17 protein-coding genes and 1 pseudogene are annotated in these 22,450 nt (G+C 63.7%); 8 read left to right on the top strand and 10 right to left on the bottom strand.

Annotated elements, in window-relative coordinates:
• Positions 1 to 18 precede the first annotated feature (18 nt).
• Positions 19 to 1,205 (bottom strand): annotated as a pseudogene (locus tag C7T96_RS16425) (IS481 family transposase).
• A gap of 557 nt (positions 1,206 to 1,762) precedes the next feature.
• On the opposite strand from C7T96_RS16425, the gene C7T96_RS16420 reads away from it, so the two are divergent.
• Positions 1,763 to 2,608 (top strand): class I SAM-dependent methyltransferase, encoded by an 846-nt coding sequence (locus tag C7T96_RS16420; RefSeq protein WP_199190500.1) that lies wholly within the window; start codon positions 1,763 to 1,765, stop codon positions 2,606 to 2,608.
• Here C7T96_RS16420 and C7T96_RS16415 read toward each other — a convergent pair.
• On the bottom strand, positions 2,532 to 4,013 hold the full coding sequence (locus C7T96_RS16415; RefSeq protein ID WP_106572335.1) for a hypothetical protein: 1,482 nt from the start codon (positions 4,011 to 4,013) through the stop codon (positions 2,532 to 2,534). The genes C7T96_RS16420 and C7T96_RS16415 overlap by 77 nt on opposite strands.
• A gap of 276 nt (positions 4,014 to 4,289) precedes the next feature.
• Entirely contained in the window at positions 4,290 to 5,459 is a 1,170-nt protein-coding gene (locus C7T96_RS16410) for a cystathionine beta-lyase (protein WP_199190499.1), read from the bottom strand.
• A 206-nt stretch (positions 5,460 to 5,665) separates the two neighbouring features.
• Here C7T96_RS16410 and C7T96_RS16405 point away from each other — a divergent pair, with 206 nt between their 5' ends.
• From C7T96_RS16405 to C7T96_RS16385, 5 genes are all read left to right on the top strand, one after another.
• On the top strand, positions 5,666 to 6,487 hold the full coding sequence (locus C7T96_RS16405) for a phosphatase PAP2 family protein (RefSeq protein ID WP_158264399.1): 822 nt from the start codon (positions 5,666 to 5,668) through the stop codon (positions 6,485 to 6,487).
• 239 nt (positions 6,488 to 6,726) lie between these two features.
• Positions 6,727 to 7,758, top strand: coding sequence for an amino acid ABC transporter substrate-binding protein (locus tag C7T96_RS16400; protein WP_106572332.1), 1,032 nt, complete (start codon positions 6,727 to 6,729; stop codon positions 7,756 to 7,758).
• Positions 7,759 to 7,824: 66 nt separating this feature from the next.
• Positions 7,825 to 9,015 (top strand): amino acid ABC transporter permease, encoded by a 1,191-nt coding sequence (locus C7T96_RS16395; RefSeq protein ID WP_106572331.1) that lies wholly within the window; start codon positions 7,825 to 7,827, stop codon positions 9,013 to 9,015.
• Between the two features lies 1 nt (position 9,016).
• The gene (locus C7T96_RS16390) at positions 9,017 to 10,174 is read left to right on the top strand and encodes an amino acid ABC transporter permease (RefSeq protein WP_106572330.1); all 1,158 of its coding nucleotides are present in this window, start codon (positions 9,017 to 9,019) and stop codon (positions 10,172 to 10,174) included.
• A gap of 41 nt (positions 10,175 to 10,215) precedes the next feature.
• The gene (locus tag C7T96_RS16385) at positions 10,216 to 11,019 is read left to right on the top strand and encodes an amino acid ABC transporter ATP-binding protein (protein WP_106572329.1); all 804 of its coding nucleotides are present in this window, start codon (positions 10,216 to 10,218) and stop codon (positions 11,017 to 11,019) included.
• Between the two features lie 53 nt (positions 11,020 to 11,072).
• Here the strand turns inward: C7T96_RS16385 and C7T96_RS16380 are convergent, their stop codons facing one another.
• Positions 11,073 to 12,296 carry an FAD-dependent monooxygenase gene (locus C7T96_RS16380; protein ID WP_106572328.1) on the bottom strand — a complete coding sequence of 408 codons (1,224 nt, stop codon included), beginning with the start codon at positions 12,294 to 12,296 and terminating at the stop codon, positions 11,073 to 11,075.
• A 19-nt stretch (positions 12,297 to 12,315) separates the two neighbouring features.
• Positions 12,316 to 12,561 (bottom strand): zinc-finger domain-containing protein, encoded by a 246-nt coding sequence (locus C7T96_RS16375; protein ID WP_106572327.1) that lies wholly within the window; start codon positions 12,559 to 12,561, stop codon positions 12,316 to 12,318.
• Positions 12,562 to 12,729: 168 nt separating this feature from the next.
• On the opposite strand from C7T96_RS16375, the gene C7T96_RS16370 reads away from it, so the two are divergent.
• Together C7T96_RS16370 and ppx are read left to right on the top strand one after the other, a co-directional pair.
• Positions 12,730 to 14,937 (top strand): RNA degradosome polyphosphate kinase, encoded by a 2,208-nt coding sequence (locus tag C7T96_RS16370; RefSeq protein ID WP_106572326.1) that lies wholly within the window; start codon positions 12,730 to 12,732, stop codon positions 14,935 to 14,937.
• Positions 14,937 to 16,466 (top strand): exopolyphosphatase, encoded by a 1,530-nt coding sequence (gene ppx / locus C7T96_RS16365; protein WP_106572325.1) that lies wholly within the window; start codon positions 14,937 to 14,939, stop codon positions 16,464 to 16,466. The genes C7T96_RS16370 and ppx overlap by 1 nt, the downstream gene beginning before the upstream one ends.
• A gap of 131 nt (positions 16,467 to 16,597) precedes the next feature.
• Here ppx and rnd read toward each other — a convergent pair whose 3' ends face one another.
• The 5 genes from rnd to C7T96_RS16340 all read right to left on the bottom strand — a co-directional run bounded on the left by rnd (position 16,598) and on the right by C7T96_RS16340 (position 22,180).
• Positions 16,598 to 17,749: a ribonuclease D gene (gene rnd, locus C7T96_RS16360; protein WP_106572324.1), complete on the bottom strand. Its 1,152-nt coding sequence runs from the start codon at positions 17,747 to 17,749 to the stop codon at positions 16,598 to 16,600.
• Positions 17,750 to 17,875: 126 nt separating this feature from the next.
• Positions 17,876 to 19,123 carry an MFS transporter gene (locus tag C7T96_RS16355; RefSeq protein WP_106572472.1) on the bottom strand — a complete coding sequence of 416 codons (1,248 nt, stop codon included), beginning with the start codon at positions 19,121 to 19,123 and terminating at the stop codon, positions 17,876 to 17,878.
• 125 nt (positions 19,124 to 19,248) lie between these two features.
• Positions 19,249 to 19,938 carry an ABC transporter ATP-binding protein gene (locus tag C7T96_RS16350; RefSeq protein ID WP_106572323.1) on the bottom strand — a complete coding sequence of 230 codons (690 nt, stop codon included), beginning with the start codon at positions 19,936 to 19,938 and terminating at the stop codon, positions 19,249 to 19,251.
• Entirely contained in the window at positions 19,935 to 21,176 is a 1,242-nt protein-coding gene (locus C7T96_RS16345) for an ABC transporter permease (protein WP_106572322.1), read from the bottom strand. The genes C7T96_RS16350 and C7T96_RS16345 overlap by 4 nt, the downstream gene beginning before the upstream one ends.
• Positions 21,176 to 22,180, bottom strand: a complete 1,005-nt coding sequence (locus C7T96_RS16340; protein ID WP_106572321.1) for an efflux RND transporter periplasmic adaptor subunit — start codon at positions 22,178 to 22,180, stop codon at positions 21,176 to 21,178. Before C7T96_RS16340 ends, C7T96_RS16345 begins: the two co-directional genes overlap by 1 nt.
• Positions 22,181 to 22,450: the final 270 nt, after the last annotated feature.

The raw sequence follows: 22,450 nt of genomic DNA, 5'->3' as shown, positions 1-22,450 counted from the left end.
ATAGGTAACAGATTGTACCTAAGACATGGGTGACAATCTCGAGCCGAACGGGTTGCCGATGGTCTGCAAGGTTCTCTGTTCCAGGTCGATATATCCCACATCATAGTGCATGAAGCTGACGAGCCAAATGCCGTCGTCGACTTCTTTAATGCCGAGCCTCTGGCCGGCGTGCACGGCCGAGACGTTGATCTTCTTTCTTGCCATGCAGATGCGGCCGCATGCGGTGACGAGGATGTCCCTGTCGTGGAAGGGGTAGTCCGCCTCCGGCAGGCCACGATAGGCTCTTGAAGCGGGCGTGTAGCGTTCGGCCGGCGTCTTCATGGCGAGCGCCTCGTGGGGGCGCTCTTCGTTGAACTCGCTGACGATCGATCGAAGCGGTCCTGCTGCTGGAGCACGTTCATGCCCGGCGGGCGCGCCGTCTCGGCCTTGAGGGTCCGGTGCATGCGCTCGTGACGGCCGTTCTGTTGCGGGTGGCCGGGCCTGATGCGCTCGATCGCGGTACCGAGCCTCAGTCACCACACCGACAGCTTCGACAGATTGTAGAGCCCGTTGGGCGACGCAAACGGCAGGCCGTTGTCGCTGCGGATGGCGGCGGGCAGGCCGCGCTCCTGGAACAGGCGCACGAAGGCCTCGATGACCGGAGCCTCCCTCGTGCTCTCAAGGGCTTCGCAGCAAAGGATCATGCGCAAGGCCTGGTCGCTCACCGTCAAAGGGTAACAGGTGCGGCCGTCGCCGGTCTTGAACTCGCCCTTGAAGTCGGCGCACCATAGATCGTTGGGTGCCGCCGCCTGCGACAGCACCGTGCCCTCGGCCTTGAAGCGCCGCCGCTGACGGGCGCGCTTGACCAGGCCATGGCGGTCGAGCACGGCGTGCACCGTCGACTTGGCGGGAATGCGAACCTCGCCCGCCAGCCTGCGCACCAGCAACTCCCTGATCTTCCTGGCGCCCCAATGCGGCTTGCCGCGCTTGGTCTCCACGATCAGCCGCTCGATCTGGTCGGGCAACTGGTTGGCGTAGCGCACCGGACGCCGCGAGCGGTCGCAAAGCGCCTCCAGCCCTTCCTGACGGTAGCGGTCCCAGATGTTGTAGCCGGTCTTGCGCGAGATCCCGAACTGGCGGCACACATCGCTCATCCCTTCCCCATCGAGAAGGCGAGCCACAAAGCGTAGACGTTCTTCCATAACCGAACTCTCTCTCCACGGCATCAACACCTCCGGCAAAGCCAAAAGTGTTACCCATGTGTCCGGTACAAAACGTCACCTATCTCTCGGGTCGCTCAGGTCGCTCAAAGGCGGCGAACTGTGGCACCCCGAGTACTACCTCAATAGCCGTGAAAGCATTCGGATTCACCACCACTCCTACAGCCGGCCCGCTATCCGCGAGTTTTGCATGGTTCGCCGAGGGTTATTAGATGGAATCACCGTTCAATAACGTAGCGTTGTATCCATCCCATTTGTCGTCCGAGACCGCGACTGCTTTCGGGGCTGTCGTCGCTGGATACGATTAATTTCCAGTTACAATGTTGATGGCGGGTCTTACGAGCAGCCGTGCAAATTCATGAACCTGAACGAGATCGCGCGGGAAGAACTCGTCAAGCGCAAGGCATCTAAGGAAATCCCGGAAGACCAGGAAATCGTGGAAGTACTCGGCGACATCTACTTGATTACATTGATATGACTGACTAAGAATTTCTCTTTCGATAAACAGAAACCGGGCGGCGGGGCGTAATCCTCATTCTGTCCGGCCCGCGTGGAGCGAGAGAGTGTCGAAGGCAGAAGTTATAGATTTTTGGGACCGTGCATCGTGCGGCGAAGAACTGTATCTTAGCGAGGGCGACTACCAAGCCCAGGCTGACGAGCGATATAGGCTTGAGCCCTACATCAAAACTTTCATCGAACCGGAAAGGTGGAGCGGCGCAAAAGTTTTGGAGATTGGGGTGGGGCTGGGCGCCGATCACCAACTGCTTGCCGAAAGTGGAGCGGTTCTATCGGGCGTCGATTTGACGCCGCGCGCGATCCAGCATACGAAGGAACGGTTTCGGCGTCTTGGACTCAAATCGGACCTGCGCGTCGCTGACGCCGAGAACTTGCCGTTTGAAGACGCGACATTCGACATGGTGTATTCGTGGGGCGTCATCCACCACTCCCCAGACACCTACAAGTCCGTCCGCGAGATTTTCCGAGTTCTGAAGCCGAACGGCACCATGAAGGTGATGATCTACCACAAGTGGAGCCTGATCGGGCTGATGTTGTGGCTTCGCTACGGCTTGGCGATCGGGCGGCCATGGCGGTCACTCGATGATATCTACGCCTGTCACCTCGAAAGTCCCGGCACCAAGGCGTATTCGCGCCGCTATGCGCGCGAAACCTTGTTCATGAACACGCCCGGCCTCAAGATCGCGACCCTTCTGACGCATGGCGACTTGCTGGAAAGCGAGGCCGGCCAGCGCCACCGCGGCGCGCTGCTGACGCTGGCCAGGAGATTGTGGCCGCGCTGGTTTTTCCGGAGGTTCTTTCCCGATAGCGGTCTGTTCATGCTGATCGAGGCGCGGAAGTACGCTTTCGGCGATCCACATCCCCTCCCAGAATTATCTGACGCGCCGAGATGACGGCAGGCAAGACGAAGAACGCGAAACCGTGGGCGTATGTCAGGGCTCCTAGGAACGGAACCTGGGTGAAATAGTAGGCCAGCAGCGAAACGGCGATCCCGATTCCGACGAAGGCAGGTCCCGAACCGGTGGCTATCAGCGCCGAGCCGGCCCCCAGCGTCAGTCCGACGACAATCAGGATGAGAACGGAATAGGCAAGGCCGGCTTCGCCGTAGGCAGACACATGCGCGGCGGCGGGGGCAAAACCTCCAACCCATGTCACGCTCGGATACATCGCGTCGAAGATCTTGCGTGGCAGCACACATGACGGTGCAGGAAGAAGCGGTAAGCTGTTAGTCTCAATGCCGCAGCGTTCACGCGGGTCGGCAAATACCGCGACATAGAACGGATACGCCGAACCCATTCGAAAGATGACGCTTTCAGCAGTGCTTTTTGCCGCCCAAGCATATCTGGCAGCCCATGAGAAATCCGAGATTTTTGGACCAGTAGGCAACGCGGGCGCCTCAGGCTTTGGCGGCACCGTTTTTACGTTTTTCGGCTCTCCAGAAGGCGACTCGGCCTCGTGGGGCGCGGGTGGGGCGGGCTTCGGCTTATCATCGATATTTGGCGACGCCGGCGCTGGGGCTGGTTTTGGCGCTTGGGCCGCGACCTCCGGTTTGGGTGTATCGACTTGATCTCCTTCGACATAGAATCCCCCGATAAGGCTTTGTAGCGACAGGAACGTACCTACCGCCGCAACGGCGATGACTGGCAGTAGGAGCCAGCCGCGTCGGGAGAAAATCACCGCCAGACCCATCATGCCAAAGTAGATTACCAAAGGAAGTTTCATATAGATTGAAAAGGTCAAATAATAGCAGGCTGCGAAAGTACCCAGCAGGCCGACGAAATCGACCCAGGTCCATGTTCTGAGCAGTTTGGCGAGAAAGAGCGCCGAGCACATCGGCAAGATCGCATAAACCACCGCATAAAACAGAAAGCCGGCCGCTTCGATAATCGCTACGCGGCGCGCGATGAAGGCCGGGTAGCTCAATTCTTCAAACAGCAGGCCCGGCACCCAGTGGCCGATCGAATAGAGCGTCCAGAAGCAGTAGAGAAACCCCGTCGCTGAAAGAAGGAGCAGCGAGGTGGAAGATATGTCGGCTCTTGCGTTTGGAGCTGCCGAGCGGGTCATTCTGTATCCTACCAAGCCTGCAGCCGGAACCACGGCGAAGGGCAAGAGCAGCAAGGCCCAATAGGTGGGGGAGCCGATGTGGGCGGCTACGTCGTCCGGCAGCCAACCCGTGAAGCTCCGCATCGCCTGCTGACCCTCGGGCATTGTGGCGAGCACTGCGCCAGCGCCTGTCAGTACTGACCAGGCTCCGAAAAAGATGAGAAACGGCAAAAGCACGATCGCGCGTTTCATCATGCTAGCACTGATCCTCTGTTTCCGCGGTGGCGCGCAAATTACCCATCCCGATTGCGTCTGACAATATCCGAGAGAGAAGATCAAGATCTGCAATTATACGGCGGCTCTTCCGGCTATTATGAAACGGAATTTTGCGACGAAAACGGGGCGATATTCTAAACGAAAATGTTCGATGACACGGGCTGCGCGTTTCCCCGCCTCCAACAGGAGCGGCAGGCACCGCGGCGATGAATGTGGGATATTCCGTCTTCAAGCTCTGGTTACGGCGTCCGCCGTTCAGCCCGATCCGGCCGCCGCCAGCCCGCGCTGGAGGTCGGCCTTGATGTCGGCGACGTCCTCGAGCCCGATCTGCAGCCGGATCAGCGGGCCGCCATAGTCTTTCTTGGCCACCGTGCGGTCGCCGAGCCAGACATGCACGGCGAGGCTTTCGTAGCCGCCCCAGGAATAGCCGAGCCCGAATAGGGTCAGCGCGTCGAGAAAGGCATGCGCCTTTTCCGTGCCGCCGCCATCGAGCACGATCGAGAAAATCCCGCTCGCACCGGAAAAGTCGCGTTTCCAAATCGCGTGGCCGGGATGGCTTTCGAGACCGGGATGCAGCACCCGGGCAACGCCGTCGCGGCCTTCCAGCCAGTGCGCGAGTTCGAGCGCGCTCTGCTGGTGGCGTTCGAGCCGCACGCCCATCGTGCGCAGGCCGCGCAGCACCTGGTAGACGTCGTCGGGGCCGGCGCAGGCGCCGAGCGTGTGATGGGTCGCAAGCAGCTTGGGCCAGTGTTCGGCATTGGCCGACACGGTGCCCAAGAGCACGTCGGAATGGCCGGCGGGATATTTGGTCGCGGCATGGATCGAAATGTCGACGCCGTGCTCGAGCGGGCGAAAATAGACCGGCGTCGCCCAGGTGTTGTCCATCATCACCACAGCACCCCATTGCTTGGCCGCCTTGGCGATCGCGGGAATGTCCTGCATCTCGAACGTGTTGGACCCCGGCGCCTCGGTGAACACCACGCGCGTGTTGGACTTCATCAGCGAGGCGATGCCCGCGCCGATCTCCGGCGCGTAATATTGCACCTCGACGCCGAGCCGGGTGAGCATCGTATCGGCGAAATTGCGGGTCGGATGGTAGACGGAATCAACGATCAGCACATGATCCCCGGCCGACAGGAAGGTGAGGAGAGGCACCGTCACCGCCGCCAGGCCGGAGGGTACGACGATCGTGCCGGCGGAGCCCTCGAGCGCGTCGATCGCCTCGGCCAGCGCATCGCTGGTCGGCGTGCCGCGCGTGCCGTAGGTGTATTTCTGATCGCGCGCGGCCATGGTCGCGGCGTCGGGGAAAAGCACCGTCGAGGCATGTACGACGGGCGGGTTGACGAATCCGAAAAAGTCGCGCGGATCGTTCCCGCAATGTGTCAGGAGGGTGTTGATCCCCGGCGTCGGCGTCTTGGTGTTCATCGGTCCTCGCATGGGTTGCGACCGTGCAAGCCTTAGTCGCGGCGCGGGCGTGAGGCAATATCGCAGGCCGGCTGAACCAAGGATTGCCCCGCGCTGGCCTTCCCGACGCCGCCAAGGCTTGTCAGGCCGGCGCCGTTTGGTGCATGGCTGGCCGCGCGGACAGGAACCGCGTTGCGCGAAATCGGCAAAAAGGAAAAAGAATCCGGATGACACGAGGTGCAGGTGCGTATTGGGCCTATCTGCGCGAGGCGCATGACCGGTTCTGGGCGCCGCCGCTCAGGCAGGACGGGGCCTCGGCCTGGTCCAACCGCATGACGCTTGTCGCGGTCGTCGGCGTCTACGCCATCTTCCTGCTGCATTTTTTGGATTCGACCCTAATCGACTATGTCCGCAGCACCAGCCCGGTCTTCGTCGATCTCAGCGCCAGGTTCACCGACGTCGCCAAGTCGACGGTCTATCTCGTCGTCGCGCTGGCGGTATTTTTGCTGGCCGGGGTGGTGGATTGGCGCCGGGCCGAACGGAAATGGAAGCCGGTCTGGGCGAAACTGTCGGGCCAGGCAGGTTTCGTGTTCCTGGCCATCGCGGTCTCCGGCCTCTTTACGAATCTGGTCAAACTGATCGTCGGCCGTGCCCGGCCGAAATTCCTCGACACGCTCGGTCCGGCCCATTTCGATCCGTTTTCGCCCGGTTACGATTTCGCCTCCTTTCCGTCCGGCCACGCCCAGGTGGCCGGCGTCTTGACCATGGTTTTGCTGCTGTGGTTTCCGCGCGCCGCCGTCGCGATTTTGCCGCTCGGGCTGATCCTGGCTTCGATGCGCATCGGTGTGGCCGCTCACTACCCGACCGACGTCGTCGCCGGCTTCCTGGTGGGAACGCTTTACACGCTGTTCCTGGCGCGCTGGCTGGCCTTGCGCGGCATCGTGTTTCGCCTGCCGCCGGGGCGTTTTTGGCCCCGTCCGCGTTTCCGCAAGGCGTTCAGGAGCCTGTGGTCGCGCCCGGTTCGTGCCGGCTCGCCGTTTCGCGGATGAGTTGTAGGACCCCGGTTGAGCCAAAAACCGCTTCGCAGACCCTCCAACGGTTTCTAATCCTGCCATTCACCCTTGACCAAAAGGTCAGAATGGCCTTCGATGCGCCGGTGAGCGGGAGGTGCAGAACAACGTCCGTCGACACGGCGTTGGTCCGGGTGGGTTCCGGGCGAAATGCTCAGCTTCCGAGAGGGAAAAACAACGGGGATCGAGACCCCGGGAAAACAGAAAAGGGTTCCATTATGACAGCCAAACTTCTGACCGGCGTATTTGGCGCGGCGGTTCTCGGGCTCGCCGCATCCGCAGCATCCGCCGCCACGCTCGACGACGTGAAGTCCAAGGGCTTCGTCCAGTGCGGCGTCAATACCGGTCTTGCCGGTTTCGCCGCCCCCAACGACCAGGGCGAATGGTCGGGCTTTGACGTCGATATCTGCAAGGCGGTCGCCGCGGCCGTTTTCGGCGATGCGACCAAGGTGAAGTACACGCCCACCACGGCGAAGGAACGCTTCACCGCGCTGCAGTCCGGCGAGATCGACATGCTGTCGCGCAATACCACCTGGACGCTCAGCCGCGACACCTCGCTCGGCTTCAACTTTGCCGGCGTCAACTATTATGACGGCCAGGGTTTCATGATCAACGCCAAGAAACTGCCCGGCGTCAATTCCGCGCTGCAGCTTTCCGGCGCTTCGGTCTGCGTGCAGACCGGCACCACGACGGAGCTCAATCTCTCCGACTATTTCCGTGCCAACAAGATGGAATACAATCCCGTCGTGTTCGAAAAGCTCGAGGAGGTCAACGCCGCCTACGATTCGGGCCGCTGCGACGTCTACACCACCGATCAGTCGGGCCTGTATTCGATCCGGCTGACCTTGTCGGCGCCCGACGATCACGTGGTGCTTCCCGAGATCATCTCCAAGGAGCCGCTCGGCCCGGTCGTGCGCCAGGGCGACGACCAATGGTTCGACATCGTCAAGTGGACGCTGAACGCGATGATCATCGCCGAGGAACTCGGCATCACCCAGACCAACGTTGACGAGATGAAGGGATCCGACAATCCCGAGATCAAGCGCGTGTTGGGCATGGAGCCGGATTCCACGCTCGCGGCCGATCTCGGTCTCGACAAGGAATGGGTCGTCAACGTCATCAAGGCGGTCGGCAATTACGGCGAGAGCTTCGAGCGCAATATCGGCCAGGACAGCCCGCTCAAGATCGCCCGTGGCCTGAATCAGCTCTGGACCAAGGGTGGCATCCTCTACGCTCCCCCGATCCGCTGATCTTTTCCTGGACCACCGGGAGGCGCTCCCACGTGCCTCCCGGCTATCAGGGTCGGGAGGGATCAGATGGCCAGTCAGGACACTGTCCGCGACGACGGCGTAGCGAAGGCCTCGTTGCTTTATGACCCGAAGGTTCGCGGGATCGTCTTTCAGGTCCTCGTCTTCGTAGGGTTGTTCGCGTTCGTCTACTGGATCGTGGGCAACACGATCGAGAATCTCCAGCGTTCCAACATTTCCTCCGGGTTCGGTTTTCTGAGCGGGCGCAGCGGCTTTGACGTCGCCACCAGCCTGATTGCCTACGATTCGGATTCCACCTATGGCCGCGCGCTCGTCGTCGGCCTGTTGAACACCCTCGTCGTTGCCGTTCTCGGCATCTTCACCGCCTCGCTGATCGGCTTCCTGATCGGTGTCGGACGCCTGTCGCGCAACTGGCTGGTGCGCAAGATCTGCACGGTCTATGTCGAGGTGTTCCGCAATATCCCGCCGCTGCTGGTGATCTTCTTCTGGTATTTCGGCGTCCTGTCCGTGCTGCCGCTGCCACGCGATTCGATCGGCCTGCCCTTCGGCTCCTATCTCAACAGTCGCGGCTTTTTCTTCCCCCGGCCGGTCTGGGGCGAAGGCGCCTGGCTGATCGCCCTGGCCTTGGTGGTGGCGCTCGCCATGATCTTTTTCGTCAGGCGGCGCGCAGTCGCGCGCCAGATGGCGACCGGCCAGCAATTTCCGGTTTTATGGACCTCGCTCGCATTGCTTGTCGGCCTGCCTCTTTTGGCATTCGCGCTGACCGGCTTCCCGCTCAGCTTCGAGTTTCCGCAATTGTCGACCTTCAATCTGGTCGGTGGCATTTCGGTGAAGCCCGAATTCCTGGCGCTCTATCTCGCCCTGTCCTTCTACACCGCCTCCTTCATCGCCGAGATCGTGCGCGCGGGCATTCTCGGCATCAGCAAGGGCCAGACCGAAGCGTCCTATGCCTTGGGGCTGCGGTCGGGAACGACATTGCGCCTCGTCATCATCCCGCAGGCTTTGCGCATCATCATTCCGCCGCTGACCAGCCAATATCTGAACCTGACCAAGAATTCGTCGCTGGCGATCGCGATCGGCTATCCCGATCTGGTCGCCATCGGCGGCACGATCCTCAACCAGACCGGCCAGGCGATCGAGGTCGTCGCCATCTGGATGGTCGTCTATCTCGGGCTCAGTCTTGCCACCTCGGTATTCATGAACTGGTTCAACGCCCGTATGGCGCTGGTGGAGCGGTAACATGCAGGAACACGACCTTTCCTTCGTGCGCGCCGAACTCGTCGCCAACCAGCCGGCGCCGAGAGGCGAGAAGGGGTTCGGCCACTGGCTGCGCAAGAACCTGTTCGCAACCCCGTTCGACGGCGTGCTGACGGTTCTGGCGCTGCTGTTTATCGCCTATTCGTTGCCGCCGCTTTTGAACTGGGCCTTCGTCGACGCGCAATGGACGGGCAGCGACCGCTCCTTCTGCGCCACCGTGGCCCAGGGCGGCATCCAGCCCGATGGGTGGTCGGGCGCCTGCTGGGCGTTTGTCGGGGCCAAGTTCCAGCAATTCCTATACGGGCGCTATCCGCTCGACGAGCGCTGGCGCGTTGCCCTGACCGGCCTCATGTTCGTGCTCTTGATCGTGCCGCTGCTCATTCCCCGCGTGCCGCACAAGGCGCTCAACGCGGCCCTGCTTTTCGTCGTGTTTCCGGTCGTCGCCTTTTTCCTTCTGGTCGGCGGCTGGTTCGGCCTGGACTATGTCGAAACGCCGCTGTGGGGCGGTCTGATGGTCACGCTGGTGCTGTCCTTTGTCGGTATCGCCGTCTCGCTGCCGCTCGGCATCGTGCTCGCGCTCGGCCGGCGGTCGCACATGCCGGTGGTCAAGATGATCTGCGTCATCTTCATCGAGACCGTGCGCGGCGTGCCGCTGGTCACGGTACTGTTCATGGCCAGCGTCATGCTGCCGCTCTTCCTGCCGGCCGGCGTCACCTTCGACAAATTCCTGCGTGCGTTGATCGGTGTGGCCCTGTTTGCGTCGGCCTATATGGCCGAAGTGGTGCGCGGCGGCCTGCAGGCGATCCCCAAGGGCCAGTACGAGGGGGCGGATTCGCTCGGCCTCGGCTATTGGCAGAAAATGGGCCTGATCGTTTTGCCGCAGGCGCTCAAGCTGGTCATTCCCGGCATCGTCAACACCTTTATCGGGCTCTTCAAGGATACAAGCCTGGTCTACATTATCGGCATGTTCGATCTTCTGGGCGCCGTGCGACAGAACTTTTCGGATGCCACCTGGGCTTCGCCGCAGACACCGATGACGGGACTTGTTTTCGCGGGTTTCGTCTTTTGGTGCTTCTGTTTCGGCATGTCGCGCTACTCGATCTTCATGGAAAGGCTTCTCGACACGGGTCACAAACGATAACCGAGATCCACGGCCACGAATGACAAAAAAGGGGAAACTCGATGGCTAGCGAAAATGCTGTCGGCGCCGAGGAGATCGCCGTCGACAGGTCCAAAATGCAGGTGTCCGACACGGACGTGGCGATCGAGATCGTCGGCATGCACAAATGGTACGGCGAGTTCCATGTGCTCAAGGACATCAATCTCAAGGTCATGCGCGGCGAGCGCATCGTGGTCTGCGGCCCGTCCGGTTCGGGCAAGTCGACGATGATCCGCTGCATCAACCGCCTCGAGGAGCACCAGAAGGGCAAGATCGTCGTCGACGGCATCGAGCTTACCAACGATCTGAAGAAGATCGACGAGGTCCGCCGCGAGGTCGGCATGGTGTTTCAGCATTTTAACCTGTTCCCGCACCTCACCATTCTGGAGAACTGCACGCTGGCGCCGATTTGGGTGCGCAAAACCCCGAAAAAGGAGGCCGAGGCGACGGCCATGCATTTCCTGGAGCGAGTCAAGATCCCCGAGCAGGCCGACAAATATCCCGGACAGCTTTCCGGCGGCCAGCAGCAGCGCGTGGCGATCGCGCGCTCGCTGTGCATGAACCCGCGCATCATGTTGTTCGACGAACCGACTTCGGCGCTCGATCCGGAAATGATCAAGGAAGTGCTGGACACGATGGTCGGCCTCGCCGAGGAGGGCATGACCATGATCTGCGTCACGCACGAGATGGGGTTCGCGCGCGAGGTCGCCAACCGGGTTATTTTCATGGATCAGGGCCAGATCGTCGAGCAGAACACGCCCGACAAGTTTTTCGACAACCCCCAGCACGAGCGCACGAAACTGTTCCTGAGCCAGATCCTGCATTGATTGGCCGGATCTGATGGTGCGCGGGGACGCCGGCCGCTCCCCACCGGTCCGGCTCAGCCCGAGGACTGCGTGACGTCCTGGCCGTAGAGCCAGTCGAGGTCGGCGGCCAGGCGCGTGCCGGAGCGTCGTTTGAGCACGAAATTGCGCACCAGCGCCACCGGCCCGGATGCGTTCCAGGCAAACCGGTTGAGCGCACCGCGTTGCTCGACGCGCAGCACCCGCGGCCGGCGCTCGGTTTCGTAAATTTGCAGGGCCAGCGGGATGTCGTCTTCATGGCGCGCGACGATGCCGGCCAGCACCTCGGCGTCCTCGATCGCCATTGCCGCGCCCTGTGCGGCGAACGGGGTCATGGCGTGCGCGGCATCGCCGATCAGCGCGACGCCTTCCGGGCGGGTCCACGGTCCCTTGGCGTCGACGACGTGCAGCGGCCAACTCGTCCAGCTTCCCGCATTTTCCACGAGTTCAAAAAGCGGTTTCGCTGCCCCGCTCACGGCATTTCTCAAGACGGTGGAATCGGTGCCGGCCGCCCAGCTGAGGCTTTGCGCGTCGCCTTTCGTCACCGCCACGAGATTGACCGCTGCTCCGGCGCGGATCGGATAGGCCACGATGTGAAACTGCGGATGCAGGAAGGCCGTTACCACGTTCGCGCCGATCAGCCGATCGGCAAAGCCCGTGCCCGAGCCGCGCCGCAGAGTCGTGCGCCAGGCGATGAGCCCGGTGAAGGAATCGTCCATGCCGTCGAGCGCGATCCCGCGCAGCGTCGACCACACGCCGTCGCTCGCAAGCAGCAATCCGCCGCTGGCTTCGTCGATCGCGCCGTTGCGGTCGACCGACAGCGTGATGCCGTGTGCATGAAAGGCGGCGTCGCGTACGGCCGCCCCAGTCGTGATGGTGATGTTGGGATCCTGCTCGGCGCGCGCCAGAAGCGCGCTTTGCAGGTCGGCGCGATGGACGGTCAGATAGGGCGCGCCCCAGCGCCGCTCGGCGGCCTGTCCGAGCGGGACGCGGCCAAGCTCCACGAGCCCGCGCGCATCGCGCAACACGACGGCCTGTGGCCTGACGGCGGCCGGCAGAAGCCGGTCGAGCACGCCGAGGCGGCGCAGAAGCCGTGTCGCGTTGGGCGAAAGCTGCAGTCCGGCGCCGATCTCGGCGAAACCTGGTGCCCGCTCGAAAAGCCGCACCGAATAGCCGCGCTTTGCAAAGGCAATCGCTGCCGTCAGGCCGGCAATGCCGCCGCCGGCCACGAGCACCTGAAGCGATGGCGGGGAGGTCTTCACGGGGAAGACCGCCTCGTGCTCACGCCGCCTGCGGGCGGTAGAAACAGCCTGCCGGGCTGGTGTCTTCCGCGTTCAGCGCGGCGTTGAAGCGATAGAGCGTCGAGCAGTACGGGCAGACCAGTTCGTCCTCGTCGCCCATGTCGAGAAAGACATGCGGATGATCGAAGGGATCCGACGCGCCGACGCACATGAATTCCTTCACGCCGATCTCGACTGCCGCATGCCCGGCGTCGTTCTGGAAGTGCGGGATGGAATGGCCGGCCATCTGTCTGCTCCTCAAGGATCTTTCCGCTGCGCGTGACACGCGCCTCGCCTTTGTATCATATTCGGCGTATTTGCAAGGCTGGCGTCCGGCGCGCGCACGCCGGCGGCGCGCCGGAAAACTGGCAATGAATCGCCGCCCGTGCAACATGAAATCGAATTGAGTGCGGTGATGAACGAACTAAAGCCCGTCCACAGCGAATTCCAGCAGGACGTCTCGACCGTCGCCGAGCTGGGCGAGGACACGCCCGAGCGGTTCGTCAATCGCGAGTTTTCCTGGTTGCAGTTCAACCGCCGGGTGCTCGACGAGGCCCAGAACCCGCGGCACGCGCTGCTCGAGCGGGTGCGGTTTTTGTCGATCTCGGCCGCCAATCTCGACGAGTTCTTCATGGTCCGGGTCGCTGGGCTCGCCGGCCAGGTCCGTGAGGGCATTGCGTTGCGCAGTCCCGACGGGCGCACGCCCGAGCAGCAGCTCGAGCAGGTGTTGCGCGAGGTCGAGCGTCTCCAGAACGACCAGCGCCAGTCGCTCGCAACGCTGATGGAGCTCCTGGAGACGGAGAATATCGAGGTCGTGCGCGGTGCCGCGCTGTCGCCGGCGGAAAAGGCCGTGCTGGAGGAACATTTCCTCGAATCGATCTTTCCGGTGCTCACCCCGCTGTCGATCGATCCGGCCCACCCGTTCCCCTTCATTCCCAATCTGGGTTTTTCGATCGCCTTGCAGTTGTCGCGGCGCAAGGACGGCGCGGAGATGACGGCGCTGTTGCGCCTGCCGGTGGCGCTGAAGCGTTTCATTCGCCTGCCGGCGGAGCGTCCCGACGTGCGTTTCATCACGCTCGAACAGGTCGTGGGCCTGTTCATCGACCAGCTGTTTCCGGGCTACAAGGTCACGGGGTCGGGCACGTTCCGCATCATTCGCGACAGCGATATCGAGGTTGAGGAGGAGGCCGAGGATCTGGTGCGGCTGTTTGAGACCGCGCTCAAGCGGCGCCGGCGCGGCTCCGTGATCCGCATCGAATTCGAACGCGAGATGCCGGCTGCGCTACGCGATTTCGTCGCCGGCGAACTCGGCGTCCTGCCTGGCCGCATCAGCGTGTTGGAGGGGCCGCTGGCGCTGAGCCAGATTTCGGAGATCGTCTCGGTGCCGCGCGACGATCTGAAATTTCCGCCCTACAATCCGCGTTTTCCCGAGCGTATTCGCGATCATGGCGGCGATTGCCTGGCCGCCATTCGCGAAAAGGACATCATCGTCCACCACCCCTACGAATCCTTCGACGTGGTCGTTCAGTTTCTGCGCCAGGCCGCGCAGGATCCCGAGGTTGTGGCCATCAAGCAGACGCTTTATCGCACGTCCAACGACAGCCCGATCGTGCGCGCCCTGATCGACGCGGCGGAGGCCGGCAAGTCCGTCACCGCGCTGGTCGAGCTCAAGGCACGCTTCGACGAGGAGGCCAATATACGCTGGGCGCGCGACCTCGAGCGCGCCGGCGTGCAGGTCGTCTTCGGTTTTCTGGAGTTGAAGACCCACGCCAAGATGTCGCTGGTCGTGCGGCGCGAGGACCAGAAACTGCGCAATTACGTGCATCTGGGCACGGGCAATTATCACCCCATCACCGCACGCATCTACACAGATTTGTCCTATTTCACCTGCGATCCCGAGATCGCGCGCGACGTGGCGCAGGTGTTCAATTTCATCACCGGCTATGCCGAGCCGGATCGCGAGATGCGGTTGGCGATCTCGCCCTTCACGCTGCGCGAGCGCATCCTGCACCACATCACCGACGAGGTCGCGCATGCGCGCGCCGGCCGGCCCGGCCAGATATGGATGAAGATGAACGCGCTGGTCGACCCCGCGATCATCGACGCGCTTTACGGTGCCAGCCAGGTCGGCGTCGAGATCGACTTGGTTATTCGCGGCATCTGCTGCCTGCGGCCGCAGGTCGCCGGCTTGTCGGACAATATCCGTGTCAAGTCGATCGTCGGGCGCTTTCTCGAGCACAGCCGCATCTTCTGCTTCGGCAACGGCCACGGCCTGCCTTCCGACGAGGCGGTGCTGTATTTCTCGTCCGCCGATCTGATGCCGCGCAATCTCGATCGGCGCGTCGAGGCGCTGGTGCCGATCACCAACCCAACTGTGCATGAACAGGTGCTCGACCAGATCATGCTGGGAAATATCATGGACAACCAGCAGAGTTTCGAAATATTGCCGGACGGAACGTCGCGCCGCATGGCGCCGGAAGACGGGGAAGAGCCCTTCAATGCTCAGGAATATTTCATGACCAATCCAAGCCTGTCCGGGCGCGGAGACGCGCTGAAATCGAATGCCCCGAAACGCATCGTCCAGCATGGTCGGCGCAAGAAGGCCAGGCAAGCCCCTTCCTGATGATCGTGACATCCCAGGGGCGGCTTCAGGACCGCCATCCGCTTTCGGTCATCGATATTGGCTCCAACTCGATCCGCTTGGTCGTCTACGAGGGCATCGCCCGGGCCCCGACCGTTTTGTTCAACGAAAAGATGCTGGCCGGGCTCGGCAAGGCGATCGTGTCGACCGGCCGTCTCGACAGCGACGCGGTCCGGCGCGCGGTCGACGAACTGCGCCGTTTTCGTGCGCTGTCTGAGCAGGCCGGTGCGGAAGCACTTCACGTCATCGCCACCGCGGCGGCGCGCGAGGCCGAAAACGGCGCCGATTTCATCGAACGCGCCGAAACCATTCTCGGCGTGCCCATCCAGGTCCTGAGCGGCCGTGAGGAAGCGCATTTTTCCGCGCTCGGCATCATTTCGAGCTTCTATCAGGCCGACGGCATTGCCGGCGACCTGGGCGGTGGCAGCCTCGAACTTGTCGACGTCAGACGCGACACGATCGGCGACGGCATCACACTGCCGCTCGGTGGGTTGCGCCTGCAGGACATGTCCAAGGGCTCCGTCGCCGCTGCGGCACGCATCGCGCGGCGCGAGATCGCGCGGGCGACATTGCTGAAGGGCGGGGAGGGGCGGAATTTCTACTGTGTCGGCGGCACCTGGCGAAATCTCGCCCGGCTGCACATGCACGTGACGGACTATCCGCTGCACGTGATGCACAATTACGAGATGGATGTCGACGGCTCCGCCGCCTTTCTCAAGCGCGTCGCGCGCGGTGACATCGACAAGATGAAGGGCATCCAGCACATCTCGAAAAACCGTCGCGCGCTTCTGCCTTACGGCGCGGCCGTGCTTCAGGAAATCATCCGGGTGATGAAACCCGGCAAGATCGTCATTTCCGGCCTCGGCGTGCGCGAAGGCTATCTTTATTCGCTGCTCGGCGAAAACGCGCGCCGCTCCGACCCGCTTCTTTCGGCGGCCGAGGAACTGGCCGTGCTGCGCGCCCGTTCCGTCACCCATGCCCGAGAACTCGCCGACTGGACCGGCACGGCGTTTGCGGCTTTCGGGCTCGAGGAAACCGAGGAGGAGGCGCGCTACCGACGCGCGGCCTGCCTACTGGCCGATATCGGCTGGCGGGCCCATCCCGACTATCGCGGGACCCAATCGCTCAACATCATTGCCCACGGCTCCTTCATCGGGGTCAGCCACCCGGGGCGTGCCTATATCGCGCTGGCCAATCTCTACCGGCACGAAGGTTTGTTCAACGACGCTGCCGCGCCCGAAATGCGCGCTCTGGCCACGCCGCGCCTATTGGAGCGCGCGCGGATGCTGGGCGGGTTGCTGCGCGTCGTCTACCTGCTCTCGGCCTCGATGCCCGGCGTCATTCCCAAACTGCGCTGGGTGGCCAACGGCAAGGATGGCCTGGCGCTCGAAATCCCCAGGTCGCACGGCGCCTTGATGGGCGAACGGCCGGAGGGGCGGCTTCAGCAGCTCGCCAAGCTCAGCGGCCGTCCGCTGGAACTGCGCCTGGAGAGCGAGGATGAACCGCGCTAAGGCGCTTGTCCTGCCTCGACCAAAAAGGGCTACCCAAGCCGGGCCCTTTGGGGCGGGGCAGTCCCGAAGCCTGAGCCGAGATGCGCCTCAAATCGGCCCGACCGTTGAGAGGCGCGCCACGGGAGCGCGGGTTACGGCTCGAAGATGGCGACTTTCCTGTCCTCGAAGCGTAGAGCGAGTTCGCCGCGCACCAGCTTGAGGGCCGTTTCGCCGAACACTTCGCGCCGCCAGCCATGCAGGGCCGGCACGTCGGCCTGCGTGCCGTTGGCCGCTATGCGCTCGATATCGTCACCCGAGGCGAGCATTTTCGCCGCCACGCCCTGTTTCTCGGCGACGTGCTTCAAAAGCACCTTCAACAGCTCGACCGCGGCACCCGTGCCCTCCGGCAGTTGCTGCTGTTTGGGCAGGCGCGGCATCTCCTCGCGCGGCAGCGCCAGGGCGGCATTCACCGCCTCCAGCACGCCGGCTGCCGCGCTCGAGCGTTCCCAGCCCTTCGGGATCGTGCGGAGCCGCGCCAGCGCGGCCTGGTCCTGCGGCTGCTGGACGGCGATTTCGCTGAGCGCGTCGTCCTTGAGAATGCGTCCGCGCGGCACGTTTTTCTCGCGTGCCTCCAGTTCCCGCCAGGTCGCGACCGATTTCAACACGGCCAGCTCGAGCGGCTTGCGCAGACGCACGCGAAGGCGTTTCCAGGCGTGTTCCGGGTCCGGCGCATAAGTCTCGCGGGTGGTCAGGACCTGCATTTCTTCGTTCAGCCAATGGGCGCGGCCCTCGCGGTCGAGCTCGTCGCGCAGATGGCGGTAAACGTCGATCAGATGGGTCACGTCGGCCAGCGCGTAGGCGAGCTGGCGCTCGGTCAGCGGGCGGCGGCGCCAGTCGGTGAAGCGCGACGACTTGTCGATGCGCTCGCCGGTGATCTTCTGGACGAGCTGTTCGTAGGACACGCTGTCACCGAAGCCGCACACCATGGCCGCGACCTGGGTGTCGAAAAGCGGCTGCGGCACCAGATCGCCGCGATGCACAACGATCTCGATGTCCTGGCGGGCGGCGTGAAACACCTTGGTGACGCGCTCATTGCCCATCAGATCGAAGAAAGGTCCCAGATCGATACCGGGAGCGAGCGGGTCGACGAGTGCCGTCATGCCCGGCGCGGCCATCTGGATCAGGCACAATTCCGGCCAGAAGGTGGTTTCGCGGATGAATTCGGTGTCGACGGTGACGAAGTCGGACTTCGAAAGGCTTGCAACGGTGTCGGCGAGCTCGGCCGTGGTCGTAATCACATGCATAACCGGTCTTTAGTGCCGTTTATCGTCAGATGGAAGCCGTTTGATGGAATGGTTTTGACCTTCGGGCAGCCTGAAGTCCCCGGCGTGAAGGCGATGCGGGCGGGCAACGTGATGATGCGGGACCCTTTATGGGCCGTCGTCGCCGTGGCGCGCCTCGTCGCGGCGCCTGGCCAGCCGGGCGAACGCCGTCGAGGTTCGCAACAGCGCGGTGAAGCGGCTTCGCTGCTCGGCCGGAACGCTTCCGCGCGTCAGCATGCGGTGCACGATGATCGCGATCAACGCGGCATAGATGACGGCGGAAAACGCGAACAGATAGCGCGGGCCGAACCATTCCATAGCGGTCGAGGCGGCATAGGGGCCGCCGATCGCGCCGAAAGAGTAAAACAGCATCAGTGCCGCGTTGACGAGCACGAACTCGTCCTTGCCGGCGCGATCGTTGGCGTGCGCGGCCGACAGCGAAAACAGCGGCATGGCGAAGGCGCCGAAGATGAAAACCAGCACGAAATTGGCGAACGGCCCGGCGCCGGCGAAGAACACCAGCGCCAGCGCGGCGCCCAGCGCGCCGGCGGCGGTCATCAGCAGCACCGCGCGCCGTTCCCACCGGTCCGACAGGTAGCCGAGCGGGTACTGGATCAGCGCGCCGCCGACGATGCCGGCGCTGACGAAAGTCACCACATTGGTGACCGACATGCCGATCTGTTCGGCATAGACCGGGCTCAAGGTGCGAAAGGCGCTGTTGGTGATGCCGACCGCCACGCAGCCGATCACCCCGACAGGCGAGATGCGCCAGACCCGGCCGAGATCGAGCCGGACATCGGCGGGCGGGACGGGGTTCGAGCGGTCGCCGAGCGAGACCGGCACCAGCGACAGCGTGATCATGATCGACATCACCGCGAACACAGAAAACCCGTCGGCGCCGAAGACCGGGATCAGGAATTGCGCGCCGGTGACGGCGCCGATGTCGATGATACGGTAGAACGCCAACACGCGCGCCCGGTCGCGGTTGGCGACGCCGGAATTGAGCCAGCTTTCGATGACGGTAAACAGCCCAGCGAAGCAGAACCCGCTGGCAAACCGGATCGCCGACCAGGTGGCCGGATCGATCATCAGCACAAGAAGCAGGGTTCCGGCCGACGCGATCGCGGCCAGCGCGGAAAAGGCGCGCACATGGCCCACCGCCTTCATGATGCGCGAGATCGCCAGGCAGCCGAGCAGGAAGCCGCCGAAATAGGCCGTGCCCATCAGCCCGATGGTCGACGGCGTGAAGCCCTCCTGCGCGCCGCGCAGCGCGATCAGCGTGCCTTGCAGCCCGTTGCCGCCGAGCAGGATGCCGGCGGCGATCAGCAACGGAATGAGGGGGCGGATGGAGGACATGGACCGCAGGTGCGGGAGGAATCGGACGCCAGTGATCATGCCGCGATTTTGCGCTGCCCGTTAGTGCCAATCGGACCTATTCGGTTGCGAAAACGTCACGTCATGCGCTTTGGCCGGGTCGGGTGTCAGTCGGTGGCCTCGGCATCGGCCAGCATGCCGTCGACCAGATGGATGCGCCGGTCCATGCGCCCGGCCATTTCCATGTCGTGGGTGACCACGAGCACCGTCTTGCCCTGTTCGCGCACCAGCGCCTGCAGGATCGAAAACACCTGCTCGGAGCTTTTCGAATCCAGGCTGCCGGTTGGTTCGTCGGCCAGAAGCAGCGCGGGATCGTTGGCGAGCGAGCGTGCCACCGCGACCCGCTGGCGTTGGCCGCCGGAGAGCTGGAACGGTTTTTTGTGCACATGGTCTTCGAGCCCGAGCGAGGCGAGCAGGGCCTCGGCGCGGTCGTTTATCTCCCCCCGCGTCAACCGGCCCAACTTGCGCATCGGGATCGCTATATTGTCGCGGGCGGAGAATTCCGGCAGCAGGAAATGGAACTGGAACACGAACCCCATCTTGTCCAGCCGCAGCCGCGCGCGGGCGGCCTCGTCCATCTCGCCGCAATTACGTCCGTCGACACTCAGCCGTCCGGATGTCGGCAAATCGAGCAGGCCGAGCAGGTAGAGCAGGGATGATTTGCCCGATCCGGACGGGCCGGTGATGGCGACGAACTCGCCCGGATCGATCGAAAGGCTGACATCCTTGACCAGCGTGACCGGTACGGTCTCGGGCAGGATGCGGGTCAGCCCGTCGGCCTCGATCAACGCGCTCATGACGCCCCCCGGATGATGTCGACCGGATTGAGCCGCGCCGCGCGCCGGGCCGGCAGGTAGCCGGCAACCGCCGCCGAGCCAAGGGCGAAGACGCTGGCGATGGCGTAGTGCAGCGCGCTCCAGGCGATCGGCAGATTGGTGATTTCCTGGCCGCCGGCGTCGAGTTCGAAACGCACCGAGGCGAGCGCGGTGGTCAGCGCGAAGCCGAGCGCCCAGCCGAGCGCGGAGCCAGCCCCGCCGATCGCCAGGCCCTCGATGATGAACATGCGCTGCATGTCATTTTGCGAAAATCCCAGCGATTTCATGATGGCGATGTCGCGCGCCTTCTCGTGGGTGATGGTGGACACGATGTTGAAAATGCCGAAGCCGGCCACAAGCATGATCGCCGCAACGACCGTGTACATGATGACGTTGCGCACGACGAAAGCCTCCATGATGCCCTCGCTGGCCTCCTGCCAGGCCACCGCCTTGTAGCCCAGTTCGGCCTCGATGCGTCGGGCGATCGGCGGCGATGAGAACGGGTCGTCGAGCTTGACGCGGATATCGTTGATGGCGTTGGCGCGTTCCGACAGGATCTGCGCGTTCTTCAGAAGAATATAGGCTTCGCCCTCGTCGCGCGCGGTCGTGCCGGTGTGGAACAGGCCGACGATGCGGAACGCGCGCGACAGGCCGGTCGACGACACCGCCGAGACCGTGTCGCCGAGCCGGGCGCCGAGCTTGTCGGCCATGCGGTCGCCCATGACGATGTTGTTGCCGCCCGAGCCGAGCGCGATGAAACTTCCGGCGACGAAATCGCCGACGATCGGCGAGACCGCCCGTTCGGTTGTCGGGTCGACCCCAACGATTGAGGCGCCGGCCTCGCGTCCGACGTAACGCACCACACCCTGCGTTCTCAGGCTTGCCGAATAATGCCCGGGAAGCCAGGCGTCGAGCCAGGCCATGGCGGCGGTGGGATTGATGATGCCGCGCCGGTCGTCGGGCGGTCTCAACCCGGATATCTGCGCGGCGGCGAAGCGGTCCTCGGCCGGCTGGCGTTTCGAGGTCCGGCGCTCGTCGGTGATCTGCACATGCGGCATGGTGTCGATCAGTTGCTCGACGAAATCGTCCTGACCGCCCTGCATCAGGGCGGCCATGGCGATGGAAAAGCCGACCCCGACGGCTACCCCGATCACGGCGACGAAGGTCTGGCGTCCGCGCCCGACAATGTGCGTCAGCGCGATGTCGAGGATCAGGCGCATCAGCCGCCCGCGCCGGCCCGCACGCGCTGGCCGTCCTCGATCGCCTCCGGAAAGGGCGAGATCACGCGCGCCGCCTCGTCGACCCCGCCGAGTACTTCGATGTGGGTCGTGCCGCGAATGCCGGTTTCGAGCGCTTTTTGGCGCGCCGTGTCGCCCTCGACCACGAAAGCCGTGTCGTCGCTGACGGCCAGGGTCGGCAAAAGCAGGGCCTGGCGCGACACTCGCACCACGATGTTGACGTCGACCGACATGCCGATGCGCAGCGGCGTGACGGCGGGCAGGGCAAGGCGCACGCGGTAGGTCTTGGTCACCGGATCGCCCTTTGGCGTGATGCTGTCGACCGTGGCTTCAAGCGTGCGGCCGGCGAAGGCGTCGGCGCGCAGCAGCGCCTGCTGACCGGTCTCCACGCGTGGAATGTCCTCCTCGTTGACCTCGGCCACGATGATCAGCGGCGAGGGGCGCCCGACCCAGAACAGCACCATTCCGGGTTCGCCGATTTCGCCGACCTCGGCATCCTGGCGCAGAACCACGCCGTCGCTGGGAGCGGTCAGCACGTAGTTGGCGATCCGCGCCTCCTGGCCGGCGATCAGCGCTTCGAGCTGCGCGACCGCCGAATGCGCCCGGTCGAGTTCGGTCTGGTTGACGACATTGCGTTCGACCAGCAGCGCGATACGGTCGCGCTCGGCGGCCGCCAGCGCATGGCGCACCTTCAGTTCCGCAAGCACGGCGGCGGCCTCGGTGTCGTCGAGGCGCACCAGCTCGTCGCCCTCGGCGACGCGTTCACCCTCGCAATTGCACACCCACACGATGCGCTCGCGCACCAGCGCCGTCACCTTGGCCCAGTTCCGCGGCTCAACGATGCCGGCGGCGTAGACGATCTCGGCGGCGTCGCCGCGCGTCGGTGACACGGTTGCGACCGCAAGCGGCCGCGACCAGTACCAGTAGGCGCCGAACGCGACTGCGGCGGCAACCGCCAAAAGACCAAGGATACGGACGGCTCTCACGATGGCTTCTCCGGCAGGCGACCCTGTATTGATACGCTATTCTAGCTCTTAACAGGCCAAACCCTATTGTGGGCACTCATCATGCGCACCCGGGCGATGCCTTGATCTGAGACAAGTGACCGGGCCCCCGTCGGCTGTTGGGAACGCCCACCGGCCCCCGGGCTGCCCCGTCGTCACCTTGACAAAACGCCCCGCCCATGCGCTTTTCGCGCCACTTTCCGGACCAGGCGGCGCAACGCCGGTCCCCCATGAATCCACAGACCGGAATTT

This window comes from Nitratireductor sp. StC3, from assembly GCF_003015025.1.
Classification (GTDB): Bacteria; Pseudomonadota; Alphaproteobacteria; order Rhizobiales; family Rhizobiaceae; genus Mangrovimarina; species Mangrovimarina alexandrii.
The sequence above is the reverse complement of the archived record's forward strand: the minus strand, read 5'-3'. Positions and strand labels throughout refer to the sequence as shown.

Bases quoted from the DNA above. Each gene is read 5' to 3' on its own strand.
- C7T96_RS16400 (WP_106572332.1), top strand. From the start codon at position 6,727: ATGACAGCCAAACTTCTGACCGGCGTATTTGGCGCGGCGGTTCTCGGG.
- C7T96_RS16370 (WP_106572326.1), top strand. From the start codon at position 12,730: ATGAACGAACTAAAGCCCGTCCACAGCGAATTCCAGCAGGACGTCTCG.
- C7T96_RS16405 (WP_158264399.1), top strand. From the start codon at position 5,666: ATGACACGAGGTGCAGGTGCGTATTGGGCCTATCTGCGCGAGGCGCAT.
- C7T96_RS16385 (WP_106572329.1), top strand. From the start codon at position 10,216: ATGGCTAGCGAAAATGCTGTCGGCGCCGAGGAGATCGCCGTCGACAGG.
- C7T96_RS16410 (WP_199190499.1), bottom strand. From the start codon at position 5,459: ATGAACACCAAGACGCCGACGCCGGGGATCAACACCCTCCTGACACAT.
- C7T96_RS16415 (WP_106572335.1), bottom strand. From the start codon at position 4,013: ATGATGAAACGCGCGATCGTGCTTTTGCCGTTTCTCATCTTTTTCGGA.
- C7T96_RS16395 (WP_106572331.1), top strand. From the start codon at position 7,825: ATGGCCAGTCAGGACACTGTCCGCGACGACGGCGTAGCGAAGGCCTCG.
- C7T96_RS16355 (WP_106572472.1), bottom strand. From the start codon at position 19,123: ATGTCCTCCATCCGCCCCCTCATTCCGTTGCTGATCGCCGCCGGCATC.
- C7T96_RS16350 (WP_106572323.1), bottom strand. From the start codon at position 19,938: ATGAGCGCGTTGATCGAGGCCGACGGGCTGACCCGCATCCTGCCCGAG.
- ppx (WP_106572325.1), top strand. From the start codon at position 14,937: ATGATCGTGACATCCCAGGGGCGGCTTCAGGACCGCCATCCGCTTTCG.
- rnd (WP_106572324.1), bottom strand. From the start codon at position 17,749: ATGCATGTGATTACGACCACGGCCGAGCTCGCCGACACCGTTGCAAGC.
- C7T96_RS16390 (WP_106572330.1), top strand. From the start codon at position 9,017: ATGCAGGAACACGACCTTTCCTTCGTGCGCGCCGAACTCGTCGCCAAC.
- C7T96_RS16375 (WP_106572327.1), bottom strand. From the start codon at position 12,561: ATGGCCGGCCATTCCATCCCGCACTTCCAGAACGACGCCGGGCATGCG.
- C7T96_RS16345 (WP_106572322.1), bottom strand. From the start codon at position 21,176: ATGCGCCTGATCCTCGACATCGCGCTGACGCACATTGTCGGGCGCGGA.